The 19,469-nt window shown below is 67.7% G+C and carries 17 protein-coding genes; 9 read left to right on the forward strand and 8 right to left on the reverse strand.

Features of this window, described 5'->3' with window-relative positions:
* The first annotated feature begins 37 nt into the window (after positions 1 to 37).
* From R5H19_RS00170 to R5H19_RS00180, 3 genes are read left to right on the forward strand one after another with little or no spacing between them, the layout of a single operon-like run.
* Complete coding sequence (locus tag R5H19_RS00170; protein ID WP_318156954.1) at positions 38 to 1,345, forward strand: MmgE/PrpD family protein; 1,308 nt, start codon at positions 38 to 40, stop codon at positions 1,343 to 1,345.
* Positions 1,342 to 2,547, forward strand: a complete 1,206-nt coding sequence (locus tag R5H19_RS00175) for an NAD(P)/FAD-dependent oxidoreductase (protein WP_318156955.1) — start codon at positions 1,342 to 1,344, stop codon at positions 2,545 to 2,547. The genes R5H19_RS00170 and R5H19_RS00175 overlap by 4 nt, the downstream gene beginning before the upstream one ends.
* Entirely contained in the window at positions 2,544 to 3,317 is a 774-nt protein-coding gene (locus R5H19_RS00180; RefSeq protein WP_318156956.1) for a hypothetical protein, read from the forward strand. Before R5H19_RS00175 ends, R5H19_RS00180 begins: the two co-directional genes overlap by 4 nt.
* A gap of 126 nt (positions 3,318 to 3,443) precedes the next feature.
* Here R5H19_RS00180 and R5H19_RS00185 read toward each other — a convergent pair whose 3' ends face one another.
* Positions 3,444 to 4,412 carry a hypothetical protein gene (locus R5H19_RS00185; RefSeq protein ID WP_318156957.1) on the reverse strand — a complete coding sequence of 323 codons (969 nt, stop codon included), beginning with the start codon at positions 4,410 to 4,412 and terminating at the stop codon, positions 3,444 to 3,446.
* 320 nt (positions 4,413 to 4,732) lie between these two features.
* On the opposite strand from R5H19_RS00185, the gene R5H19_RS00190 reads away from it, so the two are divergent.
* From R5H19_RS00190 to R5H19_RS00215, 6 genes are all read left to right on the forward strand, one after another.
* Complete coding sequence (locus R5H19_RS00190) at positions 4,733 to 6,238, forward strand: ABC transporter substrate-binding protein (RefSeq protein ID WP_318156958.1); 1,506 nt, start codon at positions 4,733 to 4,735, stop codon at positions 6,236 to 6,238.
* A gap of 94 nt (positions 6,239 to 6,332) precedes the next feature.
* Positions 6,333 to 7,265 (forward strand): ABC transporter permease, encoded by a 933-nt coding sequence (locus R5H19_RS00195; protein ID WP_318156959.1) that lies wholly within the window; start codon positions 6,333 to 6,335, stop codon positions 7,263 to 7,265.
* The gene (locus tag R5H19_RS00200) at positions 7,262 to 8,161 is read left to right on the forward strand and encodes an ABC transporter permease (protein ID WP_318156960.1); all 900 of its coding nucleotides are present in this window, start codon (positions 7,262 to 7,264) and stop codon (positions 8,159 to 8,161) included. Before R5H19_RS00195 ends, R5H19_RS00200 begins: the two co-directional genes overlap by 4 nt.
* A 57-nt stretch (positions 8,162 to 8,218) precedes the next feature.
* The gene (locus tag R5H19_RS00205; protein ID WP_318156961.1) at positions 8,219 to 9,238 is read left to right on the forward strand and encodes an oligopeptide/dipeptide ABC transporter ATP-binding protein; all 1,020 of its coding nucleotides are present in this window, start codon (positions 8,219 to 8,221) and stop codon (positions 9,236 to 9,238) included.
* Positions 9,238 to 10,212: an ABC transporter ATP-binding protein gene (locus R5H19_RS00210; RefSeq protein WP_318156962.1), complete on the forward strand. Its 975-nt coding sequence runs from the start codon at positions 9,238 to 9,240 to the stop codon at positions 10,210 to 10,212. Before R5H19_RS00205 ends, R5H19_RS00210 begins: the two co-directional genes overlap by 1 nt.
* A gap of 273 nt (positions 10,213 to 10,485) precedes the next feature.
* Positions 10,486 to 12,699, forward strand: coding sequence for a TonB-dependent receptor (locus R5H19_RS00215; protein ID WP_318156963.1), 2,214 nt, complete (start codon positions 10,486 to 10,488; stop codon positions 12,697 to 12,699).
* Between the two features lie 31 nt (positions 12,700 to 12,730).
* On the opposite strand, the gene R5H19_RS00220 is transcribed toward R5H19_RS00215, so the two are convergent.
* From R5H19_RS00220 to R5H19_RS00250, 7 genes are all read right to left on the reverse strand, one after another.
* Entirely contained in the window at positions 12,731 to 13,399 is a 669-nt protein-coding gene (locus R5H19_RS00220; RefSeq protein ID WP_318156964.1) for a lipocalin family protein, read from the reverse strand.
* Between the two features lie 102 nt (positions 13,400 to 13,501).
* Positions 13,502 to 14,068: a cytochrome b gene (locus R5H19_RS00225; RefSeq protein ID WP_318156965.1), complete on the reverse strand. Its 567-nt coding sequence runs from the start codon at positions 14,066 to 14,068 to the stop codon at positions 13,502 to 13,504.
* The gene (locus R5H19_RS00230) at positions 14,065 to 15,174 is read right to left on the reverse strand and encodes a catalase family peroxidase (RefSeq protein WP_318156966.1); all 1,110 of its coding nucleotides are present in this window, start codon (positions 15,172 to 15,174) and stop codon (positions 14,065 to 14,067) included. The genes R5H19_RS00225 and R5H19_RS00230 overlap by 4 nt, the downstream gene beginning before the upstream one ends.
* A 66-nt stretch (positions 15,175 to 15,240) precedes the next feature.
* Positions 15,241 to 16,677: a deoxyribodipyrimidine photo-lyase gene (locus tag R5H19_RS00235; protein WP_318156967.1), complete on the reverse strand. Its 1,437-nt coding sequence runs from the start codon at positions 16,675 to 16,677 to the stop codon at positions 15,241 to 15,243.
* A 31-nt stretch (positions 16,678 to 16,708) separates the two neighbouring features.
* Positions 16,709 to 17,371: a ChrR family anti-sigma-E factor gene (locus R5H19_RS00240; RefSeq protein WP_318156968.1), complete on the reverse strand. Its 663-nt coding sequence runs from the start codon at positions 17,369 to 17,371 to the stop codon at positions 16,709 to 16,711.
* Positions 17,368 to 17,946 carry a sigma-70 family RNA polymerase sigma factor gene (locus R5H19_RS00245; protein WP_318156969.1) on the reverse strand — a complete coding sequence of 193 codons (579 nt, stop codon included), beginning with the start codon at positions 17,944 to 17,946 and terminating at the stop codon, positions 17,368 to 17,370. Before R5H19_RS00245 ends, R5H19_RS00240 begins: the two co-directional genes overlap by 4 nt.
* Before the next feature lie 257 nt (positions 17,947 to 18,203).
* Positions 18,204 to 19,406, reverse strand: coding sequence for a CoA transferase (locus R5H19_RS00250; RefSeq protein WP_318156970.1), 1,203 nt, complete (start codon positions 19,404 to 19,406; stop codon positions 18,204 to 18,206).
* Positions 19,407 to 19,469 lie beyond the last annotated feature (63 nt).

The following is a 19,469-nucleotide window of genomic DNA, read 5'->3' on the forward strand; positions in this document are numbered from 1 at the left end:
CCCGACACAAGCATTTGCCGCCAAGCCAGGTATAGAAATGGCGGCAACCTTGGCCTGGTTGCAGCAGGTCCGTTTGAGCGAACAGCCGGCGGTGGAGCGCCGTGCCCGCTGGCTGCTGCTCGACACCCTGGCTTGCATCACCGCCGGCTTCGCCTATGACGAGCCCGCCGCCTACGCGCGGCGGTTGGCCGGTCATATGCCGGGCAGCGTGACTTGGCCGGGGATCGACGTGACCTTGGCACCCGTTCCTGCGGCGGCGGTGGCGACGATGGCGGCCTGCTGGCACGAGGCCTGCGAGGGCTTGGCGCGTGCGCATGGGCGTCCGGGTCTGCACTCGGTGCCGGTGGCGGCGGCGTTGGGTGCGCAGCGCGGCGCCAGTTTGCGCCAGGTGCTCGAGGCCATCGTGTGGGGCTATGAAATCGGCGGTCGCGCCGGCGAGGCGATGCGCATTCGCCAGGGACTGCATGTCGACGGCACCTGGGGCACGCTGGCTGCAGCGGCGGCCGCCGCGCGGATGCTGGATCTGGATGCCGGCTTGTGCCTGGAGGCCCTGGCCACCGCGGCCTGCCAGCTGCCGGTGTCGCTGTACGCGCCGGTGCGCGCGGGCACGTCCGCGCGCAATACCTATGCCGCGCACGCCGTGTCGCAAGGCATCCTTCTGGCCGAAGCGGTGGCGGCCGGCATCCGCGCTCCGCTGGACGTGTTCGAGGAAGCCGCACTGCAACTGGGCGCCGGCAGTGTGCCTGCCGAGGGTTGGCCGTGGTGTCCTGCGGGCGAATTCCTGATCCTGCAGGGCTACCTGAAACCGTATGCCGCCGTGCGCCATACCCATTACGCGGCAAGTGCAGCCTGCCAATGGCACGCGACCCATGCCGGGCAGGCCGGGCGCATTCGTCGGCTGGTGTTGACCACCTATGCCGAAGCGGCCACCTACTGCGGCTTGCGTGCGCCCACCGCACCCATCCAGGCGCAATTCAGCCTCAGCTACGCCACCGCGCATGCACTTTTGCACGGCAGCCTCGGCACCTCCGCCTACGCGCCGTCGGTGCTCGGCGACCCCGAGCTTCAGCGGCTGGAAGCGTTGGTGGAATTGCGCATCGACGAACGCGTCGGGCGCGGCGCCACCTTGCTGGTGGACACCGACAAGGACGTCACGACCTTCACCGTCGACAGCGTGCTGGGCGATGCCGGCCAGCCGTTCGATGAAGCTGCCGTGCGCGAAAAAGCGTTGACTTACCTGACCATCCGACTGAACAAGGAGGACGCCTTGCGTCTGATCGAGCATGTGCTGAGTGCACCATTGGCGAGCCCCTTCGAGCTGGGTGTGCGTGGAGCGGTTCGATGAGCGCGCCGCGCGTCGTCATTGTCGGGGCAGGCCCGGTAGGGTTGTCCGCCGCGCTGTTTCTGGTCGAGCGGGGTATCGCGGTTACCGTGTTGGAGCGGGCGCCGGCGCTGGTCGAAGACATGCGGGCGTCGACGTTTCATCCGGCCACGCTGGACGTGCTGGCGCGACGGGGCGTCTCCGAGCGGCTGGTCAACGAAGGACATCGTGCGCAGCGCTGGCAATTCCTGCGACTGGATACCGGCGAGGCCGCGGTCTTCGATCTTGGCGTGCTGGCTGGCGACACCGCGCACCCGTTTCGCCTGCAATGCGAGCAGTTCCGGTTGACCCGCGCCATCGTCGAGCATTTGCGCGACGAGCCCTTGTTCCGCATCCACTTCGGTGTCGAGCTGGTGGGCTTCCAGGATGACGCCGCCGCGGTGCGCGTGCATCTGCGCACGGCCGAGGGTGAGCGACAACTGCAGGCGTCGTTCCTGGTCGGTGCCGACGGCGCCGCCAGCGCCACCCGCCGATTGCTGGGCATGGAGCTGGCCGGCGCCACGTATCCGAAGACCTCGATCACCGTGGTGGTGGATTTTCCGTTCGAGGACCATCTGCGCGACATGCTGTTCGTCAATTACGTATGGACGGCGAGCGACCACTACAGCCTGATGCGCATCAGCCGGCACTGGCGCACCGGTTTCTCGCCGGCCGACGGGCAGAGCCTGGAAGATGCCGTGGCATTGCCGAACGTGCGCCGGCATCTGGCGCGCATCCTGCCGGCGGCGGCCGATGCGGCGGTGGTGCACGTGGGCGCCTACACGATCCAGCGCCGCCTGGTCGAGCGCTTCCGGGTCGGTCGCGTCTTGCTGGCCGGCGATGCCGCACATCTCAACAGCCCGGCCGGCGGCATGGGCATGAACAGCGGCATCCACGACGCCCGTTCGCTGGCACGGGCGCTGGCGGAGGTGCTGCACGGCGGTGACGAGTCTGCGCTGGATCGCTACGCGGCGGTCCGTCGCCGGATCGCGCAGGACGACGTGCAGGTGCAGTCCGATCGCAATTACCGGCGCCATCGCGAGAAGGACCCGCAGCAACGCGAAGTCATCTGGCGCGACTTGCGCGAGGTCACCGCCGACCCCGCGCGCATGCGCGCCTATCTGTTGGAGTCCTCGATGATCGCTTCGCTGCAGCGTTCGGAGCAGGCCGAAGGAGTGCAGGCATGAGTTACGAATACGGCGACGACGCGCTGGGTTTCCGCGCCAAGATCGGGGTGCTGGTGCCGGCCACCAACACGATCGCGCAACCCGAATATGAGGCGTTGCGGCCGCACGGCGTCACCAACCATGTGGCGCGCATGGCGCCGTCCGCGCGTGCCGCGATGCACGCCGATCGCATGGACGATTACCGCAGAAGTCTGGACCGCTCGCTGGATCACGTGCTGGCGGCGATCGACCTGGTCGCGCCGTGCAAGCCCGATGGCATTCTGCTGGGGCACTCCATCGACACCTTCCGCGGCGGCTTGCGCGGCGCCGAGACGATGCGCGAGACGCTGCAGGCGCATGCCGGCGGCACGCCGGTGATCCTGCCGGCCGAATCGTTCGTGCGTGCGCTGCAAGCCCTCGGCGTCGGCCGCCGGCTGGCCGCGTTGACGCCCTATTGGCCGCCGGGCGACGAGCAGGTGCGCGACTTCTTCAACGATGCCGGTTACCAGGTGACCGAGGTGATCGGGCTCAAGTGCGTCGGCCCGTTGGCGATCGCGTCCACCCCGATGGCGCACGTGGTCGACGCGCTGCGCGAACTGGCCCGGGGCAGGCCCGACGTGATCGTGCAGCCAGGCACCAACCTGGCGACCGCCCAACTGGCGGCCGAGGCGGGGCGCTGGCTGGGTGTCCCGGTGCTATCCTGCAATTCGGTGACCTACTGGGATGCGCTGCGCCAGTTGGGCATCCCTGACCGCCGCGCCGATGCGGGCGCGCTCTGGCTGGAGCACTGAACGGGCGACGAAACTTTTGCCCATCGCTGGGCGTCCAGGCTGTCGCCGCTGTCGGGGTTCCTTCCGCGTCGGCTGCGGCGACGTCAGCCGCTGCCGCCGACGAGCGGCGGCAGCGGGCCCTGCGGCTTAGCCGCCCCGGTCGGGCTCTTCGATCAATTCGATCAATTCTCCCGCCGGGCCTCTGAGTGTCGCCGCCCTGGCACCGGCGTAAGCCAGCCCTTCATGCGCCGTGGGCTGGCCGAGATATGGCAAGTCCAGATCGCCCAGCGAGGGTACCGAGAAGCTGGCCATGGCGTTGCCCGGCGGCAGCTCGCCCGGGGGGCGCGGCCGTGGGCACAGGCCCGGTTTGACGTAGCCGTCGAGCTCCATCGAGTTGCCATGCTCGCGCAGGCGCAACAGGGTGATCGGGTGGGTGCCGTCTTCGGTGCCGCCCCAGGCGCCCTGCAGGGTCTGGCCACGGGAAGCGCGAATGGGGTGCGGCTCCAGGTCGAAAGTGCGGCTGTAAAACTCGCGCATCGCGGCGATGTCCGGCCCACCCAGCACCATGATGAAGGGGCGTCCAACCAGGCCGTTCGGCAGGGGCAGCGGTGAGGTGGAGCGGTCGCCGGTTTCGGTGGCCAGATACAGCACTTCCTGCGCAGGGCCCACTACCTGCATGGCGTGGATGGTGGGGCGGAAACCGAGCGGTCGCGGCTCGCCGATGATCTTGAACGGGCTGTCGGCAAGGCGTGCGCGCACGGCCTGGATGTCGTCCAGGATGATCTCGAACGCGTTCCAGCCGAAGGTCAGCAGTGGCTTGAAGCCGGGCACCGGGGTGGACTCCACCACCCGCAGGTAGACGTCCGGTGCCGAGGGAAGGCTCAGCAGGGCGTAACGCCGTCCGGCGCAGGCCGGGGCACCCCAGGCGCTGGCCAAGGTCGGCGCCACGGTGCCCCGCTCGCGTACCTGGTGGCCGAACCCCTTCGCGTACCAGTCGATGAACTCGTCGACGTCCGGCGCCGCGGTGGTGGCAATCCTGATCCTGATGAGCTTGGGGTGGTGCTCACGGGTTGCGGTGGTGCGGCCGTACTGCGGAGCGTTGCTGGAAGTAGACATGGTTTCGGCTAACCCGTTGGTGATTTGTGGATCCATCCGCGGCAGATGGCGGCAGGCAGGCCGCCTGAAGACGTCGAGGAATGAAAAGCTGTTGACCTGAGCCCTCGTTTCAAATAAACATGAACTTATATTATTACATGGTCATAACTATAGAACTTTTAACAGGCCGCGTGTTCAGGTAGTTGCGTGAACCGTTTGCCGAAAATCAGTCCAGATCAACCGCCTGTCAGCGTGCGTGGTGGAGGGGTAGCTGTCTGAACAAGTCGATCCGTGTTTCCAGATCTCCAGCCCGTTGGCTGGCGCCTTGCCTGCGGGCCCTGATGCTGCTGTCGGTGCTGTTGCTGGGGGCGTGCGACCGGGGCCAGGTCGACGGCACACCTCTGCCGCCGGTCGGCAGCAGCGAACCGCGGATCGTGCGGGTGGCCATGCGGCGCCTTCCGCCCGCTTTCGCCGACATCGCGGCGCACAGTGGCCAGCCATCCGTCGACATCTGGCCGGCCTTCTTCGACGCGCTCACCTTCATCGACAACGACGGTCAGACCCAGCCGTGGCTGACGACCGGCTGGACCCTGGTCGACGACCGCACCTGGCATTTCAAGCTGCGCGAAGGGGTGAAGTTCTCCAACGGCGAGCCTTTCGACGCGCGCGCGGTGCAAAGCTCGGTGGACAACGTGCTGTTTGGTTACGGCGCGACCAACCTGGTGCGCAACAGCCTGCTGCCGACGGTGGCCGGTGCGCGCATCGTCGATTCACACACGATCGAGATCACCACCTACGCGCCCGATCCGTTGCTGCCCCGGCGGCTGGCGCAGTTCTATCCGTTGCCGCCGGAATATTTCGCCAAGGTCGGGCCGCGCGAGTTCGCCCGCAAGCCGGTCGGAACCGGCCCGTTCATGGTCACCGACTGGGGCGTCGGCATCGTGCGTACCCGGGTCAACCCGCACGCATGGAATCCGCCGCGGCTGGCCGGCGTCGACTTCGTCGAGATTCCCGACATGACGGCGCGGCGGCAGGCCATCGAATCGCGCCAGGTGCATATTGCCCAGTACCTGTCTCCCGACGACATCGCCGACCTGGGCGCCGCCGGCATCCGCATGATCCAGGTGGCCGAGCCGCGCTCGCGGCTGATGGTGTTCATCGTCAAGGAAGGCTCGCCGCTGAAGTCGGTGCTGGTGCGGCGGGCGCTCAACCACGCCGTCAATCGCAAGGACATCGTCAAATACCTGCTTGCCGACGCACCGATTTCCACGCAGTTGGGCATCCGTGCGATGGAGGGATTCGATCCGAGCATCGAGCCGGTCACCTATGACCCCGCGCTGGCCCGGCGCCTGCTGGCGCAGGCGGGTTACCCGAAGGGCTTCAAGTTGGACGTGGACACCCTGGCCTCGACCAATACCGATCGGCTGGTGTTCGAGGCGGTCGCCGCTGACCTGCAGGACATCGGGGTCGAAGTGACCCTGAACACGGTCGAGTTCGAGCGCTGGCGCGCCAACCTGCTCACCGGCAACTGGAAGGGCGACATGTACACCTGGGCCACCGGGATCGGGCCGTTGTTCGATATCAGCCGCATCTGGCAGTACCTGTCCTGCGATCGTGCCAAGCCGCCGTTCTGCCAGCGCGAAGTGTCCGACCTGATCAATGCGCGATCGGTGGAAATGGACCCGCAGCGGCGGGCGCAGATGATGGCGGCCGCCAACCAGATGCTGCTGGACGACCCTCCCGCCATCCTGCTGCACGAGTTGATGGCGGTCACCGGTCTGATCGGCGTGAAGGACTACGACGTGCAGAACCTCATCGTGCGATGGGATCGACTCGACCTTGAATAAGCACCCAGCCCCACAGAAAACCGCCGACGGGCGGATCGACAGGCACCACGACGTCCCGGCGCGGAGGTTGTTGGCGGCGTTCGTCGACAGGGGCTTGAGCGTCCTGAAATCCACCGGCCTGCTGTCGTTGCAACTGCTGTCGCTGCTGCTGGTGACGGTGACTCTGCTGTTCTTCCTGGTGCGCCTGACCGGCGACCCGGCGGTGGTGCTTTCCGGCGAGTCGGGCGACCTGGATGCGCTGGCGCTGCTGCGCACCAAGTACGGCCTGGATCAGCCGTTGTATGTGCAGTACTTCACCTTTCTGGCCAACGCGGCGCAGCTCGACTTCGGGGTGTCGTGGGTGGAAGGCCGCGACGCCCTCGCGATCGTCTGGCAGCGCATTCCCTCGACCCTGTTCCTGGCCGCGACCGGGATGGCGATGAACCTGGCGATCTCAATTCCGCTGGGCACGTTTCTGGGCACCCAACTGGCACCGAGGATGCGCAAGGCGCTGGACATCTTCATCTTCGTGATGCAGGGCGTGCCGGGCTATGTGGTGGCGCTGTTCCTGATCCAGCTGCTGGTGGTGAAGTACCACTTCTTTCCCAGCGTGGGCAACGAGTCGGGCCTGAGCTGGGTGCTGCCGTCGTTGACGGTGGCCTCGTTCCTGGCGCCCAAGCTGGCCCGCGTGATCGCGGTGAACGTGGCCGAAGCCATGCAGGAAGACTACGTGGTGATGGCGCGCGCGCAGGGCGCGCGCTACTCGACGCAGGTAATCCGGCATGCGTTCCCCAACGCGATCCTCGGTGCCACCGCCCTGATCGGCACCCAGGTGGCCGGGCTGGTCAACGGCATCATCATCACCGAAACCATCTTCAGCTGGCCGGGTGTCGGGCGGCTGCTGCTCGACTCGGTGCTGCTGCTCGACTTCCCGGTGGTGCAGGCGGTGGTGGTGCTGACCACGATCATGGTGTTCATGGTCAACTGGGGCACCGACCGGCTCATGGAGGTCATCGACCCGCGGCTCAAGCGGGAGGCGCGCGCATGAGCCCGGTCAGCGCGGCCGGCGCCGCCGGCGAAGCCAAGGTCGCGCAGGCCGCCCGCCGGCCGATCGCGGAGTGGCCGTGGCGCCGCATCATCATCGTCGTGGCCGGCGTGTTGACCGCGATCCTGGTGCTGTTCAGCGTGTTCGGCTGGGGTGGCCTGGACGAGCTGGCCAGTCGGCGCGACCTCAGCCGCCGCCTGCTGCCGCCGGGCACGGAAGGCCATCTGCTGGGTACCGATGGACTCGGCCGCGACACCTTGATGCGGCTGCTGGTCGGCACCCGCTACACCTTGATCATCGCCGCGCTGGCGACCGCGATCGCGGGCAGCATCGGCATCGGCCTGGGCCTGCTCGCGGTGGTCGGTCCGGCCTGGGTGCGTGCGCTGGTCGGGCGTCTGGTCGACCTCACCATCGCCTTTCCGTCGCTGGTGCTGGCCATCGTGATGGTCGGCATCCTCGGCCGAGGCAATCTGACGCTGGCGATCGCGCTGGGCGTTTTCTACTGGCCGTCGTTCACCCGGGTAACGCTGGCACAAGGGCGTGGGGTCGAGGTGCTGCAATACGTATCTGCAGCGCGCCTGTTCGGCGTGAGCCGCTTGCGCATCATCCTGTTCCACATCCTGCCCGGCATCGCGCCGACGCTCTCGGTAGTCACCGCGTTCCAGTTCGCCAGCTTGCTGATCTCCACCGCAGGCCTCTCGTTCCTCGGCCTGGGGCCGGGGCTGGGTGTGCCGGAGTGGGGCTCGATGCTGGCCGAGGCCCGCGCCGAGATGACCCGCGCGCCGTGGCTGCTGATCGGCCCGGGCCTGGCCATCGCGTGGACCGTGGTGCTGGCCAACCTGATCGGCGACGAGTTGGCCGCCGGCACGCGTGCCAACCGCCGCAGCGCCGACAGCTGACGCCCCCGCAAGGAGAACCCGCGCCATGCCCATCCCCTCCAGCCACGGCACCGACCGATGAGCGCTACCGGCGAAGCGACTTTGCCGCCACATCCGCGGCCGAAGACGGCAACCACGCCGCTGCTGGAAGTCGCCGGGCTGCACGTGACTTTCCCGGTGGGTGGTCGCCGCCTGCAGGCGGTGCGTGACGTTTCGCTCACCATCAACGAAGGGGCCGTGTTCGCCATCGTTGGCGAATCGGGTTGCGGCAAGTCCAGCCTGGTGCGCGCAATCTGCGGCATGTACCAGCCCAGCGCCGGCTCGGTCCGCTTTCGTGGCATCGATGTGCATGCGCCGGGCGAGCACTGGCGGCAGATCCGTCGCGGCGTGCAACTGCTGTTCCAGGAGCCGCTGCCCAGCCTCAACCCGCGGCATACCATCCGCCGCATTTTCTGGGAGCCGATGCAGGCCAATCGTCTTGCATCGGACATGCGCGAGGTGGAAGCCGACATGCGCGCCCAACTGGCCTCGGTGGGCCTGGGGGCGGAGGCGCTGGACCGCTACCCGCGCGATTTCTCCGGTGGTCAATTGCAGCGCATCGCGCTGGCCCGCATCCTGTTGCTGAAGCCGCAGCTGATCTGCGCCGACGAGCCGGTATCGGCGCTGGACGTGTCGGTACAGGCGCAGGTAGTGCATCTGCTCGAACGCCTGCGCGTGGAACAGGCGTTGACCTATCTCATCATCAGCCACGATCTGCCGCTGGTGTCACGCATCGCCGACCGGGTCGCCGTGATGTACCTGGGCGAAGTGGTGGAAACCGGTCCAGCCGATGTGGTGTCGCGCGAACCGCAACATCCCTACACCGCCGCGTTGCGTTCGGCGACGCCGGTGGCACGCATGGACGAGTTGCAGCGCAAACGCATCATCCTCAAGGGTGAGCCGCCGTCGCCGATCGACCCGCCGTCCGGCTGTGCCTTCCACACGCGCTGCCCGATCGCACGCGCGCGCTGTCGCACGGAGAAGCCGGCACTGCAGCCGCCGCCGGGCGGTGGACATCGCGTGGCCTGTCATTTTCCCGGCGAGATGGGGAACGCATGATGGATACCGCTACGGCCCATGGCGCGCGTACCGGCGTGGTGGTGGAGAACCTCCACATCGCGCACCGCAAACGCGGCCAGCTGATCGAGATCGTTCGCGGCGTGTCGCTCAGCGTGGCCGTCGGCGAACGGCTTGCCCTGGTTGGCGAGTCGGGTACCGGCAAGTCGCTGACGGCGCGCAGCCTGCTTGGCCTGCTGCCGCCGCCGACCTTCGTGTCCGCCGGCTCCATCCGCATCGATGGCATCGATGTGGTGGGCGCCAGCGACGCCCAGTTGCGCCGCGTGCGTGGCGGCATCGTCAGTTTCATTCCGCAGGACCCGATGAGCGCACTCAACCCGGTGCGCCGTATCGGGCGGATTTTCGACGAAGTGCTTGTTCGGCATTGCGTGGTCAGCAAGGCCGAGCGGCGCGATCGCATTGCTCACGTTCTATCTGGTGTCGGCCTGCAACAGGTGGTGCTGGAGCGGTTTCCGCATCAGCTCAGCGGCGGCATGAAACAGCGTGTGCTGATCGCGCTGGCGCTGGTCACCGAACCCACTGTCATCGTCGCCGACGAACCGACCACCGCGCTCGACGCCACGGTGCAGGCCGAGATTCTGGACATGCTCAGCGGGCAACTGGCGCAGAAGGTGGCGTTGCTGATGATCACCCACGACCTGGGCGTGGCGGCGACCGTGTGCCAGAACATCGCCATCATGTATGGCGGCACCATCGTCGAGTACGGGCCGATCCATTCGATCCTCGGCGCCCCCGGGCATCCCTACACACGTGGTTTGCTGGCGGCGGCGCCGGACTTCGATCCGGACCGCCCCTGCCTGGTGCCGATTGCGGGTTCTCCGCCGGTGGCCGGAGCCTTTCCCCCGGGTTGCGCGTTTAGTCCGCGCTGCAGTTCGGTGGGTGCCCGCTGCCAGCAAGAGCCGGCCTTGGCCGGCGGCGACCATCAGATTGCCTGCTGGTTCGCCTCGAGATCCTAGAAAGCCCAATCGTTTCAGCTAGTTGAATTCCGCAGAAAAGCGCGGAACAGGGAGCTTGCAATGACAAAACTATTCGGTAATATCAACACGTAGACATGTTTATATATCAATAGAACATTTCTAGTTCGAGACGTACGTCATCGAGTCCAGGGGCTCGTTCGCCAACCGCTTGATCCGCCAGAAGCCGATCATCAGGAGCACATCCAAATGAAGTTCAACCAACGTCGCGTTGTCAGTGCACACTTCAAGAAGCGGTTGATTGCGAGTGCCTTGATGGCCTTGATGCCCTTGCCCACCGGCGTGTTTGCGCAAGACGCGACGGCCGGCGAGGAGGACAAGATCGATGACAAGAAATCGCAGTCGTCGGCAGTCACGCTCGAAGGCCTCGTTGTCACGTCGCGCAAGAAGGAAGAGCTGCTGCAGGTCACCCCCGTCACCATCACGGCGATCGGTGCCGTAGAGATGGCCGAGCGCGGCATCCAGGATTTGAACGACATCAGCGTGGCCACTCCGGGCTTCCAGTTCGAGAAACTCGGCAACCGCTACGGTGCGCAAAATGGCGGCACCCGCCCGGTGATCCGCGGCATGTCCAGCATCGGTTCGGAATCCAACGTCGCGTTCTTCGTCGACGGCATCCTGTATTCCAACAACATGCTCTCGTTCCCGATGGAAACGGTGGAACGCGTGGAAGTGATCAAGGGCCCGCAGTCGGCCCTGTTTGGCCGCTCCACCTTCGCCGGCGCCATCAACTACATCACCAAGCGGCCGACCGACACGGTCCAGAACGAGCTCAGCGCGCGTATCGCCCAGTACAACGATTACGACGTCAACTTCATGTCGCGTGGCCCGCTGGCCGGCAACCATCTTTTCTACACCGCGCACGCCCGCTATTACGACTTCGGCGGCGAGCACGTCAACCGGTTCGACGGCAAGAAGGTTGGCCAGGAACATTCGGTGGGTCTGAACGGCTCGCTCGAATACCGTGGCGAGCGTCTGAATGCCACCTTCAGTGGCGGTTTCAACAAGGACGACGACGGCTTGGCGGCGACTGGCCTGCAGGATCGCTTCCACAACAACTGCTTTCTGGACAGGTACCGCCAGTACTACTGCGGTGACATCAAGCCCGAGGACACGGTCAACGTGAACCGCGCGGCGCTGCTGGGCCAAGAAGGCCTGCGACGCGAGACCACCCGGCTGATGGCCGGATTGGAGTACGACCTGGGCAACGGCTATTCGCTGAGCTCGAACACCGGCTTCTTCAATACCGCGGAAAAGTACGGCTACGACTCCGACTACCTGAACGCCAATCGCACCACGACCAACATGCGGCGCGAGATACGCGACCGTCGCGAGTGGTCCACCGAGCTGCGCCTGGAATCCCCCTCCAGCGAGCGCCTAAGCTGGTTGGCCGGAGTGTTCTATTACCACCGCGATCTGGAGGCCAGCCGCCAGCACGCGCAGTTCACCGCCGGCAAGACCAAGGACGTTGACCTGGGCCGCACCTACGTGAAAAACCACGCCGTATTCGGCGCGTTGAATTACAAGATCAGCGACACCCTGACCAGCTCGGTGGAACTGCGCTACGCCCAGGACAAGCTGTCCTTCGGCGACGAGTTGGGGCGTGTCTACAAGGCCACCAACGACAGCGTCACGCCACGTTTCACGCTGGACTGGTTCGTCACGCCAGAGAGCATGCTTTACGCCGTGGTGGCCAAGGGCAACAAGCCCGGTGGCGTGAACGCCGATCCGCGCCTGCCTCCGGACAAGATCAGCGTGGGCGAAGAGAAGAACTGGACGTACGAGCTGGGCGTGAAGAACACCTTGTTCGATGGCCGCATGAACATGAACCTGGCGTTCTACTCCATCGACTGGACCGATCAGCAGTTGACCGATTCGTATACCCACACCGACAACAGCTCGATCACCTACAGCATCAACGTGGGCAAGACCAAGATCCAGGGCCTGGAATACGTGATGGATCTGGCGCTGACGGAGAATCTGTTCACCGGATTCACGTACTCGTACATCGATGCCCGCTTCAAGAAATTCGACGATGACGAAGGTGCTGCGTTGTTTGGCGACCCCTCGATGGCCGGGCGGCGTACGCCCAACACCTCCAAGAACGAATACACCCTCTACGCACGCTACAACCACAAGTTGTCCAACGGTTGGAACAGCTACCTGCGCGCCGACTTCGCCTATGGCGAGGGCAAGTTCGATCAGGCCTACAACTTGGCCAGCACGGGCGATTCGCGCCAGCTGAACCTGCGCTTCGGTATCGAGGCCGGGAAAACCGACGTCTCCCTCTATGTCCGCAACCTGACCAATGACGACGCCCCCACGTCGGTCGTGCGCTACCTCGACAATGCCCATCCGCTGCCGCCTATTGCCCCGGGCAGCGGCCTGGTCAATCGTGTCGCACGTGGTTTCAACTATCCGCTGCGGGACGGCCGCCGCTTCGGCCTGAATCTGCGCTACCGCTTTTAGGCGCCGCTCCTGTTATCCGCCCGGGGGCCGGTCACGAACGGTCCCCGGCAGGCGTACGGGGGAGCCCGGCTGGTCTCGCGTCCCCTGCTCCCCGGCTTGGGAGGATTCCGTCGCAGGATTGCGCAAGAGGCCATGTCCAGTTGCCTTTCCGCTGGTCATGCCGTGTGCCGGTCTTCAACGGTCCGCCTACAGCGGCCGACGCCGCCGCCAAAAGCCGTTCGGCTTCCGCACGGTGGCGTGGTTGCTGGGCATGAACGGGAACACCGTGCAGAGGCTGTTCCAGTTCGGGTGGCGAGTGCGCAAGCACCACCATCGCCTGGCTGCCGTCGGGTTTCAGCCAGCCGACCAGGTATCGGGCGCTCAGGAAGGCGAAGAAGCGCAGGCGCCATTCGCCATGGCCGCTGCCCTCGATCACGCTCGCGGTCGACTTGAACAGCCTTGCCGGCGCGTCGAACCTTCCGGCGCGCTGGCGCAGCCAGATGCAGAGCGAGCCGTCGTCGTTGCGCCGGAAGGTTTCCACCGCGTTGTAGCCGTCGCGCCCGAGGCGCGTCTGCATGGAGGCGATCACGTACCAGCGGCCCAGGTAGCGATCCACCTCCGCGGTGTGCACCGGCCGGATCGGATCGACCTGACGCGCACGTACCGGCGACGCGGGCAGCATCCACGCAGCGGGGAGCGTCAGGACAACCAGGCGTTTCACCCGGGGCAACCTCGTCTGCTGCGATCAGGACCGCGACATGCAGCTCATACGGCGCACGTTCGCCTTTGGATGCCCGGTCGCACCAGGCGCGGTGTCAGCGGCCTAGGAGCGGATATCGTTCCGGTGCCGCCCCGCTCCGCCTGCCATGCTGGCGAACACGCCATCGCGACGTATCCAGGCGTGGTACAGCGCCGCCGCCAGATGCATGAGCACGACGGCGAACAGCAGCAGCGCCAGCCAGGTATGGGCCGTGCGCAGCACGGCGTACACCACCGGGTCGTGCGGTGCGATCGCCGGCAGGCTGAGCCCGCCGAGCATGGTCACCGGATAGCCGCCGGCCGACACCATGGCCCAACCCACCAGCGGCATGGCGAACATCAAGGCATACAGAAGGATGTGCGAAGCCCGGGCTGCCGCCTTCTGGATCGCCGGCAGGTCGGCCGGCAGCGCCGGTGGCGGATGGCGCAGGCGATTGGCCAGGCGCACCACCACCAGCAGCAGGATCGCGATGCCCAGCGGGCGATGCAGGCTGACCAGGGCGGGACGCAGGCTCAGCGAGGCGACCATGCCGACGCCGACGAAGAGCATCGCCAGGATCGCCAGCGCCATCGTCCAGTGCAGCACGCGGGCGAGCAGGTTGAAATGGGCGGAGCTGCCGGCGCGCTTCATCGGTCCGACTCCCGTGTCGCGGCATGGCCGGTGGCGGCGGCAGCCTCGCCGCTGGCGATGTCGTGCTGGCGGCGGTTGAACGACACCGAGTAGACGGCCGAACGCGCCGCCAGGATCGGATCGTCGGAAGCCTCCACGCCGGTGGGCAGCACCAACGGATCGTAGTTGATGTCGCGGCACGCGCCGGTGGCCTGCGCGCTGCTGCTTTCCACCACCACGGTGCCGACCGTGACCCGCGGGCGGTCCTCCGGCCAGCTTTGCGACGGGTTCACCGGGTCGTCGGCTTGCGCCAGCGTCACCACCATGTCCCAGCGCAGATTGCCCCTGGCCAGACGCGCGGCCAGATCCTCGGCCAGGTAATCGGCATCGGCCTGGTCGCGTTGTTCCGGCGTCATTTCGGCAAACGGGGTTTGCGGCTGCATCGACCAGCGCACGTTGCGCACCTCGCCGGCACGGTTGACGAAGCGGAAGGTGTCGACGCCGTTGAACGTGGTGTTCGCCCAACTGGTGGACCAGGGCGCGTGGGCGGCCCAATCGGCGAAGCGGGCGAATTCCGGATGCGCCCTGGCAAACGCCGCCTGGCGCACCGGATCGGGCTTGCCGGTGGCGGGATCGGGGGTGTTGGCGCGGGTCTGCTCGTAGAACGCCTCGACCGAGGACACGCCGAAGAACGGAAAGCTGTTCATCGCCATGCGCCATTGCTGGCCGTCGTCGCTGTCGAGCCTGAGCGCCATGCTGCGCACGCGCGCCCTGGCGTCCAGGCCGTAGGGCGAGCCGCCGCCGATCGACAACCTGCCGACGAACGGCGTGCGCACTGGTGCGAGCAATCGCGCGCTCGACAGCGCCGTTCCCTGTCCGTTGCCCTCGAAGTAGCCGGCCACGCAGACGCCCTTGGCGTGAGCCCGGCGAAACCCGCGCCAGACCTGGCCGTTGGCGGCTTCGATCGCGTTGGTGAAACGCTGTGGCGTGAGGCGGCCGGGACTCAGCCAGCCGGCGACCCAGGCGAAGGCGAGGGCGAGCGCGGCGACGATCAGCGCGATGGCGATCCATGCCAACGCTTTACGCCGACGGCTGGCGGGAATGGCGGCAGGGTCGAGTTCAGGCATGGAGACTCCGGCTGCTGAAGATGAAAATGGACGGCCTGATTCCTTTCGCCGGCACGGCGACTGAGGTTACTTCGAGGTGCCGCCCGCGCCGGCCGGAAGCGCCGCGTAGGCGTCCAGCGCCTGCTGTCGCGACTGCGCCAGATCGACCATCGGCGCCGGATAGCCGCTGCGCCGGAGCAACGCTTCGTCCTTCCACGGCTCGTGCAGCACGCTCGCGGGAGCTTCGGCCAGCTCCGGCAGCCAGCGGCGGAGATAGCTGCCGTCGGGGTCGAACTTCTTCGACTGGATGACGGGGTTGAACACGCGGAAATACGGCGCGGCGTCGGCGCCGCAACCGGCCACCCACTGCCAGCCCAGCGTGTTGTTGGCGAGGTCGGCATCGACCAGGCTGTCCCAGAACCAGCGCGCGCCGTGGCGCCAGTGCTGGCGCAGGTTTTTCGTGAGAAAGCTGGCCACGACCATGCGCACGCGGTTGTGCATCCAGCCGGTGTGCCACAGCTCGCGCATGCCGGCGTCGACCAGCGGGATGCCGGTGCGGCCGCGCTGCCAGCGCTGCAGCACGGCCTGATCGGTGGGCGCCCACGGGAAGCCGTCGAAGCGTGGATTGAAGTTGTCGGTCGGCGTATGCGGGAAGTGATACAGCAGGTGATGGGCGAACTCGCGCCAGCCCAGTTCGCGCAGGTACGGCTCGAGGTCGGGGCGGCGTTTGGCGTCGGTGGCGCGGGCGCGGCGATCGAGTGCGAAGTGGATCTGCCGCGGCGAGATCTCGCCGAAGTGCAGATGCGGCGACAAGCGCGAGGTGCCATGACGCGCCGGCAGGTCGCGCGCGTGCGCGTAGTCGCCGAGGGCATCGTCGGCGAAGATGTCCAGCAGCTCGCGCGCGCCGGCTTCACCCGGTCGCCAGCTTTCGGCCAGGCCGCCGGCCCACGCGATGCGCGGCAACAGTCCGAGCGCATCCAGCGATAGGCCGTCGGGCAGCTCACGCCAGCCTGGCAAGCGTGGTGCCGGCAGCGGCTCGACCGCTTGCAGCTGCGGGCGCAGGCTGCGCCAGTACGGCGTGAACACCCGGTACGGCTCGCCCTGGCGGGTGGCGAGCTGCCACGGCTCGCACCACAGCGCGGCGTTGTGGCTGTGCACCGCGACGCCTTCGGCCTGCAGCGCGCTCCTGATCCGCGTGTCGTGCGCGATCGCGGCCGGTTCGTAGCGCCGGTTCCAGTACACCGCGCTGGCCGCGCTGTGGCGGATCAGTTCGCGCAGCACCTCCAGCGGGTCGCCACGGCGCAGGTGCAGGCCGCCGCCGTTCGCGCGCAGCTCCCGCTCGAGCGCGGCCAGCGAGTGGTGCAGCCACCAGCGGCTGGCGGCGCCGGCCGTCCACTCGCCGTCGTCGTCGGGCGCGTGGATGAACACCGGCAGCACCCGTGCGTGCGCGGCGCACGCGGCGCCGAGCGCCGGATTGTCGGCCACGCGCAGGTCGCGCCGGAACAGCACCAGCGCCGTGTTCATCGGCTCGCGCCTGGGCGGCACAGCATGGTGCTCAGAAACCGAACAGCGGCTGCAGCGTGCGGGCGACCCAGCCGGAGAATTTGAGCGGCGCATCGGTCGCGGCCACGCAGATGCACGGCACGCCCGGCGAGGTCACCGGCTGGTGCAGCGTCTGGCCATCCAGGTCAGCCACGTCGCCGGGGCCGAAGTGGCCGAGCATGTCGTCGTAGGCGCCGTCCAGGATCACGGTCAGCTCGTTGCCGCCATGACTGTGCAGCGGCAACTTGCTGCCGGGCGCGATGCGCAGCAGCATCAGCTCGCCGCCGGTGACGCCGCCGGCGCGGATGCGCTGCACGCCGGGCGCCACGCGTTTCCAGCGCAGCGCGCGCAGCGAGTGGCCGAACCACGGCTGCAGGGCGGCGGGCAGCCGGTCCGGGTCGGCTTCTTCCATAAGGTCGGCCGGCATGGCCGCCGCTGCGGTCGCCGGCTCGGCGTCCAGCAGCGCCAGCATGGCGGCGCGCGCATCGTCGCTCGGCGTGTCGACGCGCTGTTGCTGCATCAGCACGCCGCCGATCCGGTCGGCGTCGAGCAGGCGCGCACGGCACGCCGCGCAGCGCTCCAGGTGGGTGGCGGCGACCACCGCCAGCGCCGTCGGCAGCGCGCCGGCGGAATAGCTGAGCAGGGTGGCATCGTCGAGATGGTGGTTCGGTTTCATCGCTCGCCCCCCATGCTGCCCTGCAGCTTCGCGAAGGCGCGCCGCAGCGAGGATTTGACCGAGCCCAGCGGCATGTCCAGCTCGCGCGCGATTTCGCTGTGGCTCTTGCTTTCCAGGTAGCACATGCGCACCAGCTTGGCCTGCGCGGCGGGGAGCCGGTCGATCGCCTGCTTCAGGGCGTCCTGGTCGATCAGCGATTCGGGCGTCGAGTCGCGCCGGTCGGACTCGGCATGGTCCAGTCGGTCCAGCCCCTCCTGGATCGGCAGCCAGTGCGGCTCGCGCCGCACCTGGTCGATGTACAGATTGCGCGCCACGCGGTACAGCCAGGTGGCCAGGCTGGCCCGCGCCGGATCGAACAGGCCGGCCTTGCGCCACAGCGTCAGCAGCGCTTCCTGCACCAGCTCGTCGGCGAGCGGCTCGGCCACGCCCAGGTTGCGCAGGTAGCGCCGCAGTCGCGGCGCGAAATGGTCGTAGATGCGCATGAAGCTGGCGCGGTCGCGCTGTGCCGACACGGCCGCCATCTGCATCGACCAGTACTGCGCATCGGGGGCGGCGTTGCTCGCGGGAGGGGCCACGACTCGTTTCGCCCGGAAGGGCGCTACCTCGGCAACGGCTGGGTGGGGATTCATCATACGCAACTTCCCGCCGGCGACGACTGCCGGACGATCCGGCCGTTGCGCCTGCTTCATGCCGATGGCATACGACGGACGGGGCCAATCGGATGCATCGGGCCGGCGGCCGGTTCAGGCGGGCAGCCCGATGGCGGCGGATACCCCCGCTGGCCCACGCGCGTTCCTGCAGGGCGGCCAACGGCCGCGCGGGGAGCCGGTGATCAGGCCTTGTGCCGGCCGCGCGGTTTGGGGGCGATCGGCGTGCCGGCTTCGACCGCGGCGATCACCTGCGCGGTGTCCTGGCCGAGCACGGGCGCGGCGAACGGCGCCGGTCCCGGCGTGCGGCCGAAGCGGATCGACTGGGCCACGCCGCGATAGCGGCCGACCACCGGATGCTCGAAGGTGTCGATGATGCCCTGCGCTTGCACCTGCGGATGGTCGAACATGTCCTCGATACGGCGCGCGGCGGCGCAGGGTACCTCGTCGCCGAACAGCTCCTCCCATTCCAGCGCGCTGCGCGCGGCCAGCGCCGCGTGCAGCTGCGGCAGGATCTCGGCGAAGTGCTGCGCGCGCTTGCGCACGCTGTCGTAGCGCGGCTCGGCGGCCAGCGCATCCAGGCCGGTCTTCGCGCACAGCGCCTTCCAGAAGCGCGGCGTGTTGGCCGAGATGTAGATCCAGCCCTCGCGTGTGGGGTGGATGCCGGTGACGCCGCCCGAGCGCATGTCGCGGCCGATGTCGAGCGACTCGCCCTCGGTCCAGATCATCCGCGCCGACTGCATGGTCAGCGCGCTGCGCAGCAGCGAGACGCCGACGAACTGGCCCAGCCCGCTGCGCTCGCGCTCGTACAGCGCCGACGACACGCCGGCGGCCAGCAGCGCCGCGGCGTAGTAGTCGACCACCGAGCCGTAGATGATCTCCGGCGGCCCGCCGCGCTTGCCCTGCAGCGTGCACATGCCGGTCATGGTCTGCAGCACCTGGTCGTAGCCGGCCTTGTCCTTCAGCGGGCCGCTGTCGCCGTAGCCGGTGATCGCGCAATAGACCAGCCGCGGATTGATCGGGTTCAGCTGCTCGTGGCCGATGCCGAGCCGCTCGGGCACGCCCGGGCGGAAGTTGTGCACCAGCACGTCGGCATCACGCACCAGCTTGAGCAGGACGGCATGGTCGCCCGCGCGCTTGAGGTCGAGCACGATGCCGCGCTTGCTGCGGTTGACGCCGAGGAAGGCGCGGCTCTCGCTGGGCAAGGTGGACGGGTACTGGCGCAGGTTGTCGCCGCCCGGCGGCTCGACCTTGATCACGTCCGCGCCCTGGTCGGCCAGCAGCGAGCAGGCGTACGGGCCGGCGATGTAGGCGCTCAGGTCCAGCACGCGCACGCCGGCCAACGGGCCAGGGCGGGCGGCTTTCGACTCAGGCGGTGGGGTTTCCATGCGCGGCGCGTCCATCGGGGTCGGGGTGGGTGCTGCGGGCCACTCTGCACCATGCCCTGGTGA

Origin of the sequence: Rhodanobacter sp. KK11 (assembly GCF_033345435.1) — a bacterium.
Lineage (GTDB): Bacteria > Pseudomonadota > Gammaproteobacteria > Xanthomonadales > Rhodanobacteraceae > Rhodanobacter.

What these genes read in the sequence shown, in the direction of transcription:
- R5H19_RS00170 (WP_318156954.1), top strand. Translation starts at nt 38, where the DNA reads ATGGCGGCAACCTTGGCCTGGTTGCAGCAGGTCCGTTTGAGCGAACAG.
- R5H19_RS00175 (WP_318156955.1), top strand. Translation starts at nt 1,342, where the DNA reads ATGAGCGCGCCGCGCGTCGTCATTGTCGGGGCAGGCCCGGTAGGGTTG.
- R5H19_RS00180 (WP_318156956.1), top strand. Translation starts at nt 2,544, where the DNA reads ATGAGTTACGAATACGGCGACGACGCGCTGGGTTTCCGCGCCAAGATC.
- R5H19_RS00185 (WP_318156957.1), bottom strand. Translation starts at nt 4,412, where the DNA reads ATGTCTACTTCCAGCAACGCTCCGCAGTACGGCCGCACCACCGCAACC.
- R5H19_RS00190 (WP_318156958.1), top strand. Translation starts at nt 4,733, where the DNA reads ATGCTGCTGTCGGTGCTGTTGCTGGGGGCGTGCGACCGGGGCCAGGTC.
- R5H19_RS00200 (WP_318156960.1), top strand. Translation starts at nt 7,262, where the DNA reads ATGAGCCCGGTCAGCGCGGCCGGCGCCGCCGGCGAAGCCAAGGTCGCG.
- R5H19_RS00205 (WP_318156961.1), top strand. Translation starts at nt 8,219, where the DNA reads ATGAGCGCTACCGGCGAAGCGACTTTGCCGCCACATCCGCGGCCGAAG.
- R5H19_RS00210 (WP_318156962.1), top strand. Translation starts at nt 9,238, where the DNA reads ATGGATACCGCTACGGCCCATGGCGCGCGTACCGGCGTGGTGGTGGAG.
- R5H19_RS00215 (WP_318156963.1), top strand. Translation starts at nt 10,486, where the DNA reads ATGGCCTTGATGCCCTTGCCCACCGGCGTGTTTGCGCAAGACGCGACG.
- R5H19_RS00225 (WP_318156965.1), bottom strand. Translation starts at nt 14,068, where the DNA reads ATGAAGCGCGCCGGCAGCTCCGCCCATTTCAACCTGCTCGCCCGCGTG.
- R5H19_RS00230 (WP_318156966.1), bottom strand. Translation starts at nt 15,174, where the DNA reads ATGCCTGAACTCGACCCTGCCGCCATTCCCGCCAGCCGTCGGCGTAAA.
- R5H19_RS00235 (WP_318156967.1), bottom strand. Translation starts at nt 16,677, where the DNA reads ATGAACACGGCGCTGGTGCTGTTCCGGCGCGACCTGCGCGTGGCCGAC.
- R5H19_RS00240 (WP_318156968.1), bottom strand. Translation starts at nt 17,371, where the DNA reads ATGAAACCGAACCACCATCTCGACGATGCCACCCTGCTCAGCTATTCC.
- R5H19_RS00250 (WP_318156970.1), bottom strand. Translation starts at nt 19,406, where the DNA reads ATGGAAACCCCACCGCCTGAGTCGAAAGCCGCCCGCCCTGGCCCGTTG.